We start from the raw sequence: 15,457 nt of genomic DNA, 5'->3' as shown, positions 1-15,457 counted from the left end.
CCTTAACCAAATCTTCCCGTAATATAATCTTCTGTTCTCTGATCTGTAGGGTTAGAAAATATCACAGACGTATCATCATATTCGATGATTTCCCCACTTAAGAAAAAGGCTGTTTTATCTGAGATGCGTGCAGCTTGCTGCATATTATGTGTGACAATCACAATGCTGTATGTTTCTTTTAATTCTTGAACTAGCTCTTCTACTTTTAATGTAGAGATCGGATCAAGAGCTGAGGTAGGCTCATCCATCAGAATGACATCTGGTTCAATTGCAAGGCACCTAGCTATACAAAGACGTTGTTGCTGACCACCTGATAATCCGTAGGCATTTTCATTCAAGCGATCTTTTACTTCATCCCAGATGGCCGCTCCCTTTAAACTTGTTTCCACAATTTCATCAAGTATTTTTTTATTGCGAATTCCATGAATTCTAGGACCATACACAACATTTTCATAGATGGATTTTGGAAATGGATTCGGCTTTTGAAAAACCATCCCAACCTTTGTTCTAAGTTCCTCGACTCCAAATTGTTTAGATAAGATATTATTGCCTCTATATTGGAGTTCGCCTGACATTTTTACAGAAGGAATTAATTCAACCATTCTATTAAGAGATTTGACGAAGGTTGATTTACCGCAGCCTGATGGACCGATAATGGCTGTCACATTATTTTCCACAATATCAAAATTGATGTTTTTCAAGGCATGGTCATTTGCATACCATAGGTTAAAATTTTTCGCTTCAAATACATTTGATTTTTCATTTAAAGTTTTATCCATATTGTTATTTTTGAGCATTGTTCCTAACAAAATAATCCCTCCATCACAAAGTTAGTATCTTTTTGAAAATTTATTTCGAATGATAATTGCAATTGAATTCATTAAAAGAAGCATGACAAGAAGTACGATAATTCCAGCTGCCGCTACATCATGGAATGCTACTTGTGGTCTGCTCGTCCAGTTGTATATTTGTATTGGCATGACTGTAAAGCCGGACCAAATATTTTCTGGAATGAAGGCCACAAACGTTAACGCTCCAATCATAATTAATGGTGCTGTTTCACCAACTGCGCGGGATAATGCCAATATGCTTCCAGTTAAGATACCAGGTATTGCTGCAGGCAAAATAACACGTCTGATTGTCTGCCATTTCGTCGCACCCATTCCGTAAGAAGCTTCTTGGAGTTCTTTTGGAACTGCACGCAGCGCTTCTTGAGTAGCTACTACAATAATGGGTAAGATCAACAAACTCATTGTCAATCCACCTGCAAGCACACTTCTCCCCATCTCCATCATTCGAACAAATACTGTTAATCCCAATAAACCAAATACTATAGAAGGAACTCCTGCCAGGTTGGAAATATTCATTTGAATAAAGCGTGTAAATTTATTTTTTTTCGCATACAACTCAAGATAAATTGCACAGCCTACACCTAGTAAGATCGAAACGGGCCCTGTTATCGCCATAAGCCAGATCGTTCCAAAAATAGCTGATTTGATGCCAGCATTTTCGGGTTTTCTAGAAGCATAATTTGTAAAAAATTCAAAATCCAAAAATTTAAAGCCATCATTGAAAATTCGATAAATGAGTATAGCAAGCACAATTAATCCAAATGATGTTGCTAGAAAAAACAGCCACTTCATGACTGCATTTGTTAAAATACGAGAGCCAATTCTTTGCGATACTTTCTCTTTATTAATCAATTCCATCAGTATTCCTCCCTATAACGCTTGGAGATCCATTGGGCAATGATATTCATAATAAGTGTAAAGACGAATAATGCCATTCCGACAGCATATATGCTGTAATAAATTGTTGAACCGTATGAGGCATCACCTAGACTCACTTGTACAATATAGGCAGTCATCGTTTGAATGGTCTCAGTAGGATCAAACGTTAGATTTGGTTTGGACCCTCCAGCTATTGTGACAATCATCGTTTCTCCGATGGCACGTGAAATGCCAAGTACAAATGAAGCAATGATCCCTGATAGGGCAGCAGGCAATACAACCTTTAAAGATACTTCTAACTTAGTAGAGCCAAGTGCTAAAGCACCTTCTCTCATCGATCTTGGAACGGCACTCATCGCATCTTCAGATAACGATGCAACCATTGGAATTATCATAATTCCTACAACAATCCCTGGACTCAATGCATTGAAAAAATTCAAATCAGGTACTAGCTTTTGTAAACTCGGAGTAACGAAAGTTAAAGCAAAGAAACCATAAACAATTGTCGGAATCCCTGCCAATACTTCCAAAATCGGTTTAACTATTTTTCGGACTCGTTCACTCGCGAATTCACTCAAATATATAGCAGTTGCTAGTCCAATAGGGATGGCAACGAGCATGGCAATAATTGCTACGAGCAATGTACCGGATATAAGCGGTATGATGCCATATTGGGGATCGGCTTCAAAAAACGGAAACCATTCTGTTCCGGAAATAAAATCTATAAAATTAACACGTTTAAAAAACGTAATTGTTTCCACTAATAATGTCATGACAATTCCAATCGTTGTCATGATTGAAATGATTGCCATCAAAAACAGCAACACAGGTATTGATTTTTCCGTCAATGCCTGTTTAACCTTATCTTTTCTTTTATTTTCTTCTATTATTTTTGCTACTGAAATTTTTTGATCCCTTATATCCATAGGAAAACTCCTCATCGATTAATCAAAGATAGAGTGAGAGGAATGCCTCTCACTCTATTAAATTGTTTTGATTGCACAGTGCTTATATTTTTTCTTTTTATTTTGCAGACTCTTCCAATTTGTTAAGTGCTTCTGCATATTCGTCATCTTTTAGACTGATGTATCCTACTTCTTCAGCTAGTTCACCGGCATTTTCTAGTGCAAATTTCACGTAATCATATACTTGAGGTTTGCCAGATAATGCATCATTACGTACATAGAAATATAGCGGACGAGATAGTGGCTCGTACACTCCGTTCATAATTGTGTCATGATCAGGAGTGACTGCTTCACCTTTACTATTTACGATCGGTACAACTTTTAAATTATCCTTATTCTCAATGTAGTAAGAGAATCCGAAGAATCCAATACCACCTTTATCACCTATAACACCTTGAACGAGGACATTATCGTCTTCAGATAATGTTGCATCTTTTCTCATTTGCTCATCTTCAAGGATGACTTCATTCCAATAGTCATACGTTCCGGAATCTGTTCCTGGGCTAAAGAATGAAATCGATTCTTCTGGCCAGCCATCGCGTACATCTGCCCAAGTTTTCACATTTCCGCTTTCGATCCACATTTTTTTCAATTCTTCAATAGTTAATTGATCAACAAAATCATTATCTTTATTCACAACGACAGACAAACCGTCGTATGCAATTTCAAACTCTGTATAGGGAATTCCACCATCTTTTAACAATTGAGATTCTTCATCTTTAATTGGACGGGAAGCATTACTAATATCTGTTTCTCCAGCAATGAATTTTTTAAATCCACCACCCGTACCAGAAACACCAACAGGTGCTTTTACATCAGGCTGTACAGCCAAGTATTCTTCAGATACAGCTTCCATGATTGGGAAAACAGTTGACGATCCATCGATGCCTACTGATCCGGAAAGTTTTTCACTTTCATTATTTTCTACTTTAGAAGTGCTGTCATTTTCATTTGCTGACTTGCCATTTCCATTTGTAGAACTTCCATCTCCATTTCCACAAGCTGCAAGTATAAGTGCAGATGATAGAGTGAATGTAGCAATTAAGGATTTCAACTTCATGTTAAGATTTCCCCCTGTGAGAATTTTATTTGTTTCTTACAATCCCTATCTTACAGGGTGTTTATAAACTCGCGATTAACACATTGTAAAGGTTGTGTTAATGTATTGTTTTGTTTCTATTAATCTTTCATCCGCTAAAAAGTTGAGTTGTGTTTCATAAAAACAAAAAAGACTCCGTAGCTAATTAAAGAGGAGTCCCAAAATATTATATATTTTCCTGTTTTTTCGGAAGGCTAATAATAAACGTTGTACCTTCCCCTTCAACGCTATTCACATCAATGATTCCATGGTGTGAATCGACTAAATGCTTCACAATGGCAAGCCCTAAGCCTGTACCACCCGAACTGCGTGATCGTGCTTTTTCCACTCGATAAAAGCGCTCAAAAATTCTTGGAAGTTCTTTCTGGGCAATGCCGATTCCTGTATCAGATATGAGAAGCTTAATTTTATTTTTCTCTTCGATTACGTTCACAGAAATCTCTCCACCCTCTGGAGTGTACGCAATTGCGTTTGAAAGAAGGTTTAAAACAATCTGCTGAATACGATCTTTTTCGCCTTCAATCCAAATTTCCTTATTTTCTGGTAGAGTCAGTTGTAAGTTTTTCTTGGCGGCTTCTTTTTTTATCGTATTGGCTGTATTTATTACAGCATCCGTTATATTCACAAGTTCAATCTCAAGTGGAATGCGGTGATGTTCAATACTTGATAAATAGAGAATATCCTTAATAAGGCGATGTAATCGATCACTTTCATTATAAATAATCGTCAAAAAGTTACGGCATAGTTCCTCATCTTCCATTGCCCCATCAAGCAATGTTTCGGCAAATCCTTTTAAAGATGTGATAGGGGTCTTTAGCTCATGAGATACGTTTGCTACAAAATCACTGCGCATTTTCTCAAGTCTGCGAATATCCGTCACATCATGGAGAACAGCAATAATCCCGCTTACTTCCCCATTTTCACGTACATACGGAGCTAAATGGGCATCTACCGTTCTTTCCTTTGGATAATAAAAATAGGCTTCCTTTCTAAGCTCTTGACCTGTTTTTAAACATTGATCGATCAAGTGGCTAAGTTCTTTACTCCTGCCCACTTCGGCATGATGCTTATTTGTAAAAGTTCTTGGGTCTTCTCCTAACATTTGCCCCATTGCACGGTTAGCTAATAAAATTCGACCATCGATATTTACTAGCAAAACGCCACTCATCATATTCGCAAGAACACCTGTAAGACGCTGCTCATTTTCATGGAGCTTATCCATTTGGCTTTTCAAACTGGATGCCAGGACATTTATGGCATTCGCCAATTGGCCGAGCTCCCCTTTAGATTTCATTTTTACACGGGCTGTATAATCTTTTTCCTTCAGTTTTTCAGATACATCAATCATTTCCTCAATCGGACCTGATATGCCCTTCGCTAATCTCATTCCTATTAGGCCAGTTAAAAGAAATGCAGCAAACAAAACAAGAGCGATGCTGATCCATAACCTTCTAATTGCATGCTCAATATTTTCCATCGATAGTGAAACCCTCATGACCCCAACGGTTTGATTATTTTCATGGATTGGAATCGATACATACATCATACTAAATCCAAGGGTATCGCTATATCTAATTGAAAGCCCTGATGTTAAATTCTCTTTGATGATCTGCTTAACTTCAGGGCGATTAGAATGATTCTCCATATTAGCAGGGTTATCTTTCGTATCTGCTAAAACAACACCATCCTTGTCAATTACGGTTATCCGTGATTGTATGGACGAAGATAGCATCATCACTTTTTGTTGCAGGTCGCTTGCATACAACCCTGTTCTATCCATTTCCACCGCATTAAACACTAAATGAGCGGTTTGCTTTAATTGATTTTCCTTTAGGTCATAATATGTATTTTTCATCATTTCCGCCAGAAAAAAACCAGAAATGAGGAGTAATAAAGACATTAATAATAAAAATGAGAACGTAATGCGAATCCATAATTTGTGCATTTTTATGGCTTCTCCAATTTATAGCCGAAACCGCGAATCGTCTTAATATAAACCGGTTGCTTCGTATCTACCTCAATTTTCTCACGCAAATGACTAATATGGACATCAACGATACGAGAGTCGCCGGCAAAATCATAATTCCATACCGCATCCAATAGTTGATGGCGACTTAATACTTTCCCCTGATTAATGGCAAGGTATAGTAAAAGTTCAAATTCTTTCGGTGTAAGCTCAAGCTTTTCACCGGAAAGAACAGCTTCATATTTTTCAGGGAAAACGGTAAGCTCGCCAATTTCTATCACTTCGTCTTTTGTTATAGTCTCTGAAACCTCATTCATATTGGACCTTCGTAAAATTGCCTTCACTCTAGCTATTACTTCACGCGGACTAAAAGGTTTCGTCAAATAATCGTCTGCACCAAGTTCGAGTCCAAGCACCTTATCGAACTCATCATCCTTTGCCGTTAGCATTAAAATAGGAGTTCTTACTTTTTCCTGTCTTAATGTTTTGCAAACATCCATTCCATCCATTCCCGGAAGCATCAAATCTAGCACAATAAAATCCGGTTTCTCCTTCATAGCCATTTCCAGGCCAGTCTTTCCATCTCCAGCAGTCATTACTGAAAACCCAGCCTTCTCCAAATTAAAACGCAAAAGCGTCACAATTGAAGGCTCATCATCAACTACAAGCACTCTTTCCACCAGCAAACCTCCTTCTTTTTCTGTGGGCAGGTTCATTCTAATTTTAAATGTACGGTTTTCGATGAGAACTGTCAATCTTCATAAAATTGACAATGTATTTTCGCTCATTTTTTCGTACAATTGAAATAAGTTAGTGATTTTGCTATTATTAAGGATGAATCGAGCTAAATCTTTTAAATTTTAGTTCTTAATTCAAGCCAAGTGAGACTGGAAAATTTCTCTACAGTGAGCAGAGAAATTATCATAAAGATAATATTATAAAGGTGGTTTTTTTATGTCATACGTTATAACTGCACCATGTCTTGGGGAAAAGTTTGGCGAATGCGTCGAAGTTTGTCCTGTTGATTGTATTCTTGAAGGAAAAGATATGTATTTTATCGACCCTGACCTATGTATCGACTGTGGCGCTTGCCAAGCAGTATGCCCAGTTGAAGCGATATATCACGAGGAAGATTTGCTTCCGGAAGATGAGATTTATATCCAAAAAGCGAAAGAATTTTTTGCTTCTGCGGAATAAGATCACATATAGAAAGACAAGGTTGAAAGATATTCCATCTCCCAACCTTGTCTTTTTTTATAGCTTAACCCTCTGCAGCCTCAATGCATTTAAAACAACAGACACCGAGCTGAATGCCATTGCTGCGCCAGCGACCCACGGAGCGAGAAATCCAACTGCGGCGATTGGAATTCCTAATGTATTATAGCCAAATGCCCAAAATAAGTTTTGTTTAATATTACGAATAGTTTTATGGCTCATATAAATGGAATCGGCAATGCTGTTTAAGTCACCACGGATGAGCGTGATATCAGCGGCTTCCATCGCCACATCTGTCCCGGTTCCGATTGCCATTCCAATATCAGCAATTGCCAGAGCCGGGGCATCATTGATCCCGTCTCCAACCATCGCAACTTTTTTTCCGGCTTCTTGAAGTTTTTTTACTTCTTCCGCTTTTCCTTCCGGCAACACTTCAGCAATTACGTGATCGATGCCGACCTCTTTTGCGATTGCCTGTGCAGTTCGACTGTTATCCCCCGTCATCATAATAACTTCAATTTTCATTTCTTTTAAACGCTCGACTGCTTCTCGTGAAGTATCCTTGATTGTATCCGCAACTGCAACGATTCCCGCATACATACCATCAATGGATGCAAGCATGGCGGTTTTCCCTTCACTTTCATAACGATCCATTTTACCGATGGCTTCATTAATATCAACCTTGTTTTCTTTCATAAGACGCCTTGTTCCAACAAGAATTTCTTTTCCATCAATAACTGCTTTGATGCCAAACCCGGGAATCGCTTCAAATGAGGAAGGTCGTTTTAAATGAATCTTTTTCCTTTTTATCCCGTCCACGATAGCTTCAGCCAACGGATGTTCAGACTGCTGTTCAGCTGATCCAATCATTGATAGAAATTCTGTCTCATTAAGATGTGTAGACACATTTGTTAAAATTGGAGTTCCGTTCGTGACTGTTCCTGTCTTATCCAAAATAACAGTATCAATTTTATGTGTCGTTTCCAAATGCTCGCCGCCTTTAAATAAAACTCCGTATTCGGCAGCTCTTCCTGATCCAGCCATTATAGAAGTCGGTGTGGCAAGCCCGAGAGCACAAGGACAAGCAATGACAAGAACCGCAATCATTTTTTCCAAAGCTTCAGGGAAATTTCCTGGTGCAACTCTTGTAAACCAAATGATAAACGTTAGAACTGCAATCCCAACTACAATGGGTACGAAAATACCAGAAATATGATCGGCCAATCGTTGAATCGGAGCTTTTGACCCTTGGGCTTCTTCTACTACTTTAATAATTTGTGCAAGGGCCGTCTCTTTCCCGACTTTTGTTGCCCGCATTTTTATAAAACCATTTTTATTAATGGTTGCGCCAATAACAGAGTCACCGGCGTTTTTATCAACTGGCACACTTTCTCCCGTAATCATTGATTCGTCAAAAGCGGACTGACCTTCGATAATCATTCCATCGACCGGAACTTTTTCACCGGGTTTTACGAGTAAAATATCGCCCTCCATCACTTCTTCAAGGGGAATATCGAGGATAGCATCTTGCCGAACGACCGTTGCCGTTTTCGCTTGTAAACCCATTAGCTTTTTAATCGCCTGCGAAGACCTTCCCTTTGCTTTTGCCTCAAATAATTTCCCGAGGATGATTAACGTAATTAGAACAGCACTCGTTTCAAAATACAAATCAATCGAATGGCCAGGAGCCCCTATTGAGCGTATTACTAAAAATGCGCTATAAAAATAGGCAGCTGATGTACCTAGTACAACAAGAACATCCATATTTGCGCTTTGATTTCGCAAAGCCTTATAGGCGCCCACATAAAATTGTTTTCCGATATAAAATTGCACGGGTGTCGCAAGCGCCATTTGCACCCAAGGATTCATTAACATTTTTGGCACGTAAATAAAAGAAGTAAAGCTAAAATGCGATACCATCGTCCACAGCAATGGGAGGGACAGCAGTAAAGAAAGAATGAACTTTCTTTCCTGGTTTTTAATTTCCCTTTCACGATAATCAATCGTTTCTTTATCACCTTCATCATTTTTCACAATTGCCCCGTATCCTAGTTGTTCGACTCGATTAGTAATATCTTTTGTAGATGATACGGATGGATTAAATTCAACTGTCGCTTTTTCAAGCGCAAGATTTACATTCGCTTCAAGAACTCCTGTCATTTTTTTCAAACCTTTTTCAATTCGATTTGAACAAGCGGCACACGTCATGCCTGTTATGACTAATTCCACTTTTTCAGTTACGACATCATACCCTAAGTCTTGAACCTTTTTCTGAATATCTTCCAAGGATATTTTCTCTTTATCATAATGAATCGTCGCTTTTTCCAAAGCGAGATTTACATTGGCATCCTTTACACCGTCAAGCTTATTCAATCCTTTTTCAATTCGATTTGAACAAGCGGCACACGTCATACCGCTTATTTGAAATTGGCTTTCTGAAACATTACCATTTTTCATTTTTTAAATCTCCTTATACCTATAAGGGGTATATGTCTATGTAAAAAGAAAGCGTGCAATGGAAAGCACGTTCCTTAAGATTTTACATCATACCCTTGATCATCAATTGTTTCCTTGATTTGGTCAACATTTACTTCATTGTTGTTAAATTCTACAGCGACAGTTCCAGCTTCAAGATTTACTTTCACATTTGAAACGCCTTGAAGTTTGCCAACGCTTCCTTCTACCGCTTTTACGCAATGACCGCAAGACATTCCCTCAACCTTTAATGTAATATTTTCCATAATAATCAGCTCCTATTATTTTTTCATTAGCTTCTGTATTGTAATAAGGAATTCGTCTAAGACGTCAAAATCTCCTTCTTGAATTCTTTCAACGACACAATTTTTCATATGACCTTCAAGCAAAATTTTCGCTACACTATTCAATGCTGCCTGGGTGGCGGAAATTTGCGTTATAACATCATCACAATAAGTATCTTTTTCAATTAAACCTTTTATTCCACGAATTTGCCCTTCTACTCGGTTTAGCCTTGTCACTAAGTTTTTCTTAACTTGCTCAGAATGATGACTTTTCCGATTCATAGTGGATTCGCAGCAGGATTCCTCAGGGATTTGGTCCATCTCCATAGCCATTAACATTCCTCCTTTTCTTTATCATAACATACCCCCATACCGTATGCAAACTACAAAATTTTAATCAATTAAAAACAAAAATGCCTATACACATATATCCCTTTTGAATAAGATAAAACGAATATTATTGTTACAGCTAGGAGGGTAGAAATGTCTGAAGAGAAAAAAACAAAAGAAATTCATGTTGAAAATTTAATTATCCATGCCCAGAACGTTGAAGTTGTGGAAGAACGGCATAATAGGGAAAGGGAAGCTGAAGCACCCGCTCGAGATCCGTGGGGATTTTTCTGGGGAAGACCGATGGAGGCTCCTGAAGAAACAGCAGAAGTAACTGAAGCTGATGGAGAAAAAGAAAACTAAACATGTGCAAGTATAGAAACGGAAAGTGATTTATATCACCTTCCGTTTTACTTTTCTATTTGCGATCCTCTCTATACATAAGAATCATGAATACGCTAATCAACGTAAAAGCCGTTAACGCCAGAAAAGGAATTGTTATAAAACCGAACCAATTAATATATTGCACATTACAAGGCACACCTTGTACACATGGCTTGATTGCTGCAAAACCTGGAACTTTTTGAACTAAATAATGATATAAAGAAATCGAGCCGCCAATCAAGGATACTGGCAGAATATACTTTTTTATATATCTTTCATTATAAAAAGCAGCGATGCCAAGGATAATCGTGAGTGGATACATAAAAATTCTTTGATACCAGCAAAGTTCGCAAGGAACATAGCCTTTTATTTCACTAAAATATAAACTTCCCAAAGTAGCAATTACTGAAACAACCCAGGCAAAATATAAGGTTAAGGATGATTTAGACTCATTCATTTTAATTGTCCAAACCTTTTTCAATTTCTGCTGCTATCGCTTCATAATCAAATGGATCATTTAACATAACCCCATTTATGACAATTGTTGGAGTGTATTGGATATTTACTTCTTTCACAAGCTCATCATCAATTGTCACTTCTTCCAATGTTCCTTCTTGATCGATGTCTTTTTTATATTCTTCAAAGTCAATATTAGGAGCATACGCTTTGGCAATCTCCACTAGTGTGTCTGTTGTTACCCATTGTTCATCGTGATTTTGACTAGCAGGTTGAGCATCGAAAAGGCCTTTATGAAAAGCCCAAAAGCTATCCGGATCTTGCTTGAAAACAGATTCTGACGCAAGGGCTGCAAGGACTGATTCTTTCCCGTGAAAAAGTACATTTATATATGTAAGATTAGCTTTTCCAGAATCAATAAACTCTTCTTTTAGCTGTGGAAATACTTTTTCTCCCCAAGCTTTACAAGATGGACATTTATAATCACCGAACTCAACGATTGAAACAGGTGCATGTTCATTACCTATCATCGGTTGATTTTCTAACTTATTAAGATTGACCTTTGCTTGGTCCTGGCTTTTATCTTTATTACTAAAAACTAATACAAGCGCTATGATTATGGCAAAAATTACAACCGTCATCATAACAATTTTTTTATTATTCATAGTGCACCTCTTCGTAATTTAACGTTAATGTCAATAATCGTATCATACCCCTTAGCGGTATGTAAATAAATTAGAATTGTATTTGAATAGGAAAGAAATAAATGACAGATACTTTGTTTAAGGCTCTTTTTACATAAGTAAAACAAGATGCAGATTCATATTTTATTAACGAGACGAGTTGAGAAAGGCTATGTCTTTTTTCAAAAACAGAAATAGAAGTGATGTAATTTTTCCGAGTATTGATGAAAATGTCCATTATTTTAATGACGCTTTACATAATACTGACGATCTAAAAACACGTACTATCCATTTTAATGGTATTCCCGGTGTTATTATCTACTTGGAGACAATGGTGAATTCCGAGGAGCTTCAGCGCAGCATCCTTATCCCACTTACACAGGCGAATATAGGTCAAAAAATAGATGATATCGTCACAAGCGCTCAATTTGCAAAATCAAGCAACATGAATATCGCAGTTACTGCACTTCTTAAAGGAAATAGCATACTCTTCTTGGAAAACGGGACAGAAATTTATATATTAAACACTTTACAAAGCCATTCTCGCTCTCCGGAGGAACCTGAAAATGAAAAAGTTGTTAGGGGGTCCCATGAAGGGTTTGTAGGTCATCTCAATATTAATTTAAATTTGGTTAGAATGCGCATTCAAAACCGCCATTTAAAAATTGAATACTTCGAACTTGGTTGGGAAACTAATACACGAGTTGCGATAGTCTATATGGAAGAAATTGCAAACCCAACTCTGGTCGATGAATTGAAAAAAAGGATTAATTCCATCTCATCCGATATGATTTTTAGCCCCGGTTATATTGAAGAATTTATTGAGGATAGACCTATATCCCCTTTTCAACAAATTTTATATACGGAAAGACCTGATCGTGTAGAAGCCCATTTAATGGAGGGAAGAGTTGCAATATTTTCAGAGGGTACTTCTGACGTATCGATTATGCCTGTATCCTTTTTTGCATTTTTCCAATCTCCAGACGATTTTAATATTAGATTTTATGCAGGTTCGATGTTTCGCTTACTTAGGTTTTTTAGTTTTTGGGGGGCCATTACGCTGCCTTCTATTTATATTGCTATTATTAGTTTTCATTTTGAGCTGATTCCGAATGATGTTATTACCGTCGTGAAAAGTTCTATTGAAAACATTCCTTTTCCGCCTTTTATTGAAGCTTTGATTATGGCGGTTACGATTGAATTAATTAGAGAAGCTGGGATAAGGCTTCCATCGCCGATTGGCCAAACGATCGGTATAGTGGGAGGATTAATTATTGGAGAATCGGTTGTGAACGCGGGACTGGTATCTAATGTAATGGTCATTGTCATTGCATTAACAGCTATTATGTCTTTCACGATTCCTTCTTATGAGATGAGCAACACCGCACGGCTTTTATCATTGCCAATCATGATAGCCGCGGCAACACTTGGATTTGTCGGAATCATTTTTTGCTTAATGATTATTATTATCCATCTATGTAAATTGGAATCTTTAGGAACACCTTATCTTGCACCGTTTGCACCATTGAAGGTTCCGAATTTAAAGGACTCCATCGTCCGTTTTCCTATTTGGATGCTAAACAAACGACCAAAAAACATTAAGCCTCAAAAGTTAGTAAAGCAAAGGCGTTCAAGGGAATGGGATAAAAATGAAAAGTAAGCATCAGATTTCCCAATTTCAGCTAACAATCATTTTAATTCATGCTCAAATTGGAGTAGGAATCGTCTCTTTACCTTATGTAATGTTCCTTAAAGCAGATGGAGATAGTTGGATCTCTATATTAATCACTGGTGTCCTGCTTCAGGTGATGATCTTCTTAATTTGGGCATTAATGCGTCGCTTCCCAACTCAAAACCTTTATATGGTGCTTCAAAGTCTTTTTGGAAAATTTATTGGCAAAATCATCTCTTTATTATATTGTTGCTATTTTCTTATTGTTGCCGGGATGGTTTTGGCGAAATTTGCATTTACTTTAAAAGTTTGGATGCTCCCATTGACACCCCAATGGTTAATTTTACTACTAATGATTCTGACCGTGATTTATCTTGTAATCGAAAACCTTCAAATCATCGCTCGGTTTCTTTTACTTGCAACACTTCCGTTAATTGTGTTTATCAGTTTATCGGCCTATTCATTAAAATTCGCCAATTATACGTACATCCTTCCTATCGGAAGTAATGGATTTCTTCATATTTTAAAAGGAATAAAAGCGGGTTTTCCCTCCTTTCAAGGATTTGAGTTATTATTAGTATTATTTCCATTTGTCCAAGCGGACCAAAAAAGTGTACTAAAAGCAGCAACTGTAGCTAATGTTTTTGTAACACTTTTTTATACTTTTATCACTTTGATCTGTTTACTGTTTTTTAGTCCTAAAGAATTAGAACTTATTCCGGAACCAGTTTTATACTTAATCAAATCATTTGCATTTAAAATCATCGAGAGACCGGATTTAATTTTTACTTCGCTATGGATTGTTTTAGTTGCCACAACGATTATGAGTCTTTTATTTGCTTCTTCCATCGGCCTTTCTACAATCGTGAATGCAAAAAGTCATAAACTTTTTGTTTTTCTATCAGCAATTGCTTGCTTTATCATTGCATTTATACCAAAAGGAAAATTTGAAATTGAGGCATTGGGGAAGATCGATAGTCATCTTGTCACCTACTTCGCCTTTGCCTTTCCCGTCATTTTCCTATTAATATCCTTGATTTTTAAGAAAAAAGAGCGGAGGGACAATTAATGGGGCGAATTCTCCTTTGGGTTCCTATTGTAGCAATCATTCTTGCTGGTTGTTGGGATCAACGCCTTTTAAGGGATAATAGTTTAATATTGGCCATCGGTTATGACAAAATGGATAACGGAATCATGGCAACGATTGCCCACCCTCTCGCTTCGTCCGGTGGACCTACTCATAACTCTGCCCCCCAACGAAGTGAAGTTTTATCTTCAATGGGATCCTCGGCACGGGATGCTGAAGTTCATATGGAGCGAAAAGTTCCCGAGAAATTCGATTTATCTAAAGTGAAAGTCATATTATTAGGGAAAAAGTTAGCTTCTCAAGGCATTTTTCCCATATTAGATTCTACATACCGAGATTTAAGAGGTCCGCTAAATGCTAAAATAGCGATTGTTAAAGAAAATGCCCAGGAAGGGCTATCCATTAAGGTGCGTGAAGCAATGACAATCAGCGATTATTACGCCGAACTGCTTCATACATCTGAACAAGGCGGAATTACAAAAAACGAGAATGTGCAAGAAGTTTTTCCAATCATTTTATCAGAAGGGAAAGATTTTGCTGTACCATATTTGACAATAAAGAAAGAAGAAAATAAAGCGAAAGTGATCGGATTGGCCCTGTTCGATGATGATAAATTCTCGGGGGTATTAGGATTAATGGAGTCTAGCATGTTTCTCGTTCTATCAGATAATAAATTGAAAAACTTACCGTTCAATTTAAAAATTAGCAATAACGACAAAAAGGAACTAAATAACTTCGTAAGTATCCAAGTACAAAATATTAAAAGGAAAATTAACATTCAGGACAATAATGGAAAGATACAAGCAACAGTAAAAGTGAATTTAAAATTGGCAGTAGAAGAGTACCCGCCGGATCATTTATTTAAAAAAACTAAAGTTGAAGATCTCAATAAAAAAGTGGAGAAACACTTAAATCAGCTTGCCGAAAAAACGATTAAGAAAATGCAGGAAGCGAATTGTGATGGGCTCGGAGTAGGTGAAAGAATAAAAGCACACCATTATCAAACTTGGAAGTCATTGGAATGGAAAAAAATCTACCAGGATATACCGATTCATGCGGAAATAAATACGGAGATTGTCCAGCAAGGGCTAATAAATTAAGAGTTTTTTTA

At 37.3% G+C, this 15,457-nt stretch carries 16 protein-coding genes; 5 read left to right on the top strand and 11 right to left on the bottom strand.

Going from position 1 to position 15,457, the window contains the following annotated elements; genetic code table 11:
- Positions 1 to 2 precede the first annotated feature (2 nt).
- From pstB to NQ185_RS12340, 6 genes are all read right to left on the bottom strand, one after another.
- Positions 3 to 779 (bottom strand): phosphate ABC transporter ATP-binding protein PstB, encoded by a 777-nt coding sequence (gene pstB / locus NQ185_RS12365; RefSeq protein WP_373370804.1) that lies wholly within the window; start codon positions 777 to 779, stop codon positions 3 to 5.
- Between the two features lie 51 nt (positions 780 to 830).
- Positions 831 to 1,709: a phosphate ABC transporter permease PstA gene (gene pstA / locus NQ185_RS12360; RefSeq protein ID WP_257582152.1), complete on the bottom strand. Its 879-nt coding sequence runs from the start codon at positions 1,707 to 1,709 to the stop codon at positions 831 to 833.
- Positions 1,709 to 2,656 carry a phosphate ABC transporter permease subunit PstC gene (pstC, locus tag NQ185_RS12355; RefSeq protein WP_257582151.1) on the bottom strand — a complete coding sequence of 316 codons (948 nt, stop codon included), beginning with the start codon at positions 2,654 to 2,656 and terminating at the stop codon, positions 1,709 to 1,711. Before pstC ends, pstA begins: the two co-directional genes overlap by 1 nt.
- A 97-nt stretch (positions 2,657 to 2,753) precedes the next feature.
- Positions 2,754 to 3,755 carry a PstS family phosphate ABC transporter substrate-binding protein gene (locus NQ185_RS12350; protein ID WP_257582150.1) on the bottom strand — a complete coding sequence of 334 codons (1,002 nt, stop codon included), beginning with the start codon at positions 3,753 to 3,755 and terminating at the stop codon, positions 2,754 to 2,756.
- 205 nt (positions 3,756 to 3,960) lie between these two features.
- Positions 3,961 to 5,739: a two-component system histidine kinase PnpS gene (gene pnpS, locus NQ185_RS12345; RefSeq protein WP_257582148.1), complete on the bottom strand. Its 1,779-nt coding sequence runs from the start codon at positions 5,737 to 5,739 to the stop codon at positions 3,961 to 3,963.
- A gap of 2 nt (positions 5,740 to 5,741) precedes the next feature.
- Positions 5,742 to 6,443, bottom strand: a complete 702-nt coding sequence (locus NQ185_RS12340) for a response regulator transcription factor (protein ID WP_257582235.1) — start codon at positions 6,441 to 6,443, stop codon at positions 5,742 to 5,744.
- 271 nt (positions 6,444 to 6,714) lie between these two features.
- Here NQ185_RS12340 and fdxA point away from each other — a divergent pair, with 271 nt between their 5' ends.
- A complete protein-coding gene (gene fdxA / locus NQ185_RS12335) occupies positions 6,715 to 6,957 on the top strand; it encodes a 4Fe-4S ferredoxin (protein WP_257582147.1) in 243 nt (80 codons plus the stop codon).
- A gap of 57 nt (positions 6,958 to 7,014) precedes the next feature.
- Here the strand turns inward: fdxA and NQ185_RS12330 are convergent, their stop codons facing one another.
- The 3 genes from NQ185_RS12330 to NQ185_RS12320 all read right to left on the bottom strand — a co-directional run bounded on the left by NQ185_RS12330 (position 7,015) and on the right by NQ185_RS12320 (position 10,067).
- On the bottom strand, positions 7,015 to 9,432 hold the full coding sequence (locus tag NQ185_RS12330) for a heavy metal translocating P-type ATPase (protein ID WP_257582146.1): 2,418 nt from the start codon (positions 9,430 to 9,432) through the stop codon (positions 7,015 to 7,017).
- Positions 9,433 to 9,506: 74 nt separating this feature from the next.
- Positions 9,507 to 9,716, bottom strand: coding sequence for a copper chaperone CopZ (gene copZ / locus NQ185_RS12325; RefSeq protein WP_257582145.1), 210 nt, complete (start codon positions 9,714 to 9,716; stop codon positions 9,507 to 9,509).
- 15 nt (positions 9,717 to 9,731) lie between these two features.
- Positions 9,732 to 10,067, bottom strand: coding sequence for a metal-sensitive transcriptional regulator (locus tag NQ185_RS12320; RefSeq protein ID WP_307000888.1), 336 nt, complete (start codon positions 10,065 to 10,067; stop codon positions 9,732 to 9,734).
- Positions 10,068 to 10,217: 150 nt separating this feature from the next.
- Here NQ185_RS12320 and NQ185_RS12315 point away from each other — a divergent pair, with 150 nt between their 5' ends.
- Positions 10,218 to 10,427: a hypothetical protein gene (locus NQ185_RS12315; protein ID WP_257582144.1), complete on the top strand. Its 210-nt coding sequence runs from the start codon at positions 10,218 to 10,220 to the stop codon at positions 10,425 to 10,427.
- 55 nt (positions 10,428 to 10,482) lie between these two features.
- Here the strand turns inward: NQ185_RS12315 and NQ185_RS12310 are convergent, their stop codons facing one another.
- Both NQ185_RS12310 and NQ185_RS12305 read right to left on the bottom strand, forming a co-directional pair.
- Complete coding sequence (locus NQ185_RS12310) at positions 10,483 to 10,905, bottom strand: disulfide oxidoreductase (protein WP_257582233.1); 423 nt, start codon at positions 10,903 to 10,905, stop codon at positions 10,483 to 10,485.
- 1 nt (position 10,906) lies between these two features.
- The gene (locus tag NQ185_RS12305; protein WP_257582143.1) at positions 10,907 to 11,569 is read right to left on the bottom strand and encodes a DsbA family protein; all 663 of its coding nucleotides are present in this window, start codon (positions 11,567 to 11,569) and stop codon (positions 10,907 to 10,909) included.
- A 190-nt stretch (positions 11,570 to 11,759) separates the two neighbouring features.
- On the opposite strand from NQ185_RS12305, the gene NQ185_RS12300 reads away from it, so the two are divergent.
- The 3 genes from NQ185_RS12300 to NQ185_RS12290 are packed head-to-tail and all read left to right on the top strand — an operon-like array spanning position 11,760 to position 15,446.
- The gene (locus tag NQ185_RS12300) at positions 11,760 to 13,247 is read left to right on the top strand and encodes a spore germination protein (protein WP_257582141.1); all 1,488 of its coding nucleotides are present in this window, start codon (positions 11,760 to 11,762) and stop codon (positions 13,245 to 13,247) included.
- The gene (locus NQ185_RS12295; RefSeq protein WP_257582140.1) at positions 13,237 to 14,328 is read left to right on the top strand and encodes a GerAB/ArcD/ProY family transporter; all 1,092 of its coding nucleotides are present in this window, start codon (positions 13,237 to 13,239) and stop codon (positions 14,326 to 14,328) included. The genes NQ185_RS12300 and NQ185_RS12295 overlap by 11 nt, the downstream gene beginning before the upstream one ends.
- On the top strand, positions 14,328 to 15,446 hold the full coding sequence (locus NQ185_RS12290; protein WP_257582139.1) for a Ger(x)C family spore germination protein: 1,119 nt from the start codon (positions 14,328 to 14,330) through the stop codon (positions 15,444 to 15,446). The genes NQ185_RS12295 and NQ185_RS12290 overlap by 1 nt, the downstream gene beginning before the upstream one ends.
- Positions 15,447 to 15,457: the final 11 nt, after the last annotated feature.

It is taken from the genome of Lederbergia panacisoli, assembly GCF_024626525.1.
Taxonomy (GTDB): Bacteria; Bacillota; Bacilli; order Bacillales; family Bacillaceae_C; genus Lederbergia; species Lederbergia panacisoli.
Note: the sequence above shows the minus strand (reverse complement) of the source record. Positions and strands in the feature narration are given on the sequence as shown.

Coding starts and splice junctions, on each gene's coding strand:
- pstB (WP_373370804.1), bottom strand. CDS start 779: ATGGATAAAACTTTAAATGAAAAATCAAATGTATTTGAAGCGAAAAAT.
- pstA (WP_257582152.1), bottom strand. CDS start 1,709: ATGGAATTGATTAATAAAGAGAAAGTATCGCAAAGAATTGGCTCTCGT.
- pstC (WP_257582151.1), bottom strand. CDS start 2,656: ATGGATATAAGGGATCAAAAAATTTCAGTAGCAAAAATAATAGAAGAA.
- NQ185_RS12350 (WP_257582150.1), bottom strand. CDS start 3,755: ATGAAGTTGAAATCCTTAATTGCTACATTCACTCTATCATCTGCACTT.
- pnpS (WP_257582148.1), bottom strand. CDS start 5,739: ATGCACAAATTATGGATTCGCATTACGTTCTCATTTTTATTATTAATG.
- fdxA (WP_257582147.1), top strand. CDS start 6,715: ATGTCATACGTTATAACTGCACCATGTCTTGGGGAAAAGTTTGGCGAA.
- NQ185_RS12330 (WP_257582146.1), bottom strand. CDS start 9,432: ATGAAAAATGGTAATGTTTCAGAAAGCCAATTTCAAATAAGCGGTATG.
- copZ (WP_257582145.1), bottom strand. CDS start 9,716: ATGGAAAATATTACATTAAAGGTTGAGGGAATGTCTTGCGGTCATTGC.
- NQ185_RS12320 (WP_307000888.1), bottom strand. CDS start 10,067: ATGGCTATGGAGATGGACCAAATCCCTGAGGAATCCTGCTGCGAATCC.
- NQ185_RS12315 (WP_257582144.1), top strand. CDS start 10,218: ATGTCTGAAGAGAAAAAAACAAAAGAAATTCATGTTGAAAATTTAATT.
- NQ185_RS12310 (WP_257582233.1), bottom strand. CDS start 10,905: ATGAATGAGTCTAAATCATCCTTAACCTTATATTTTGCCTGGGTTGTT.
- NQ185_RS12305 (WP_257582143.1), bottom strand. CDS start 11,569: ATGAATAATAAAAAAATTGTTATGATGACGGTTGTAATTTTTGCCATA.
- NQ185_RS12300 (WP_257582141.1), top strand. CDS start 11,760: ATGTCTTTTTTCAAAAACAGAAATAGAAGTGATGTAATTTTTCCGAGT.
- NQ185_RS12295 (WP_257582140.1), top strand. CDS start 13,237: ATGAAAAGTAAGCATCAGATTTCCCAATTTCAGCTAACAATCATTTTA.
- NQ185_RS12290 (WP_257582139.1), top strand. CDS start 14,328: ATGGGGCGAATTCTCCTTTGGGTTCCTATTGTAGCAATCATTCTTGCT.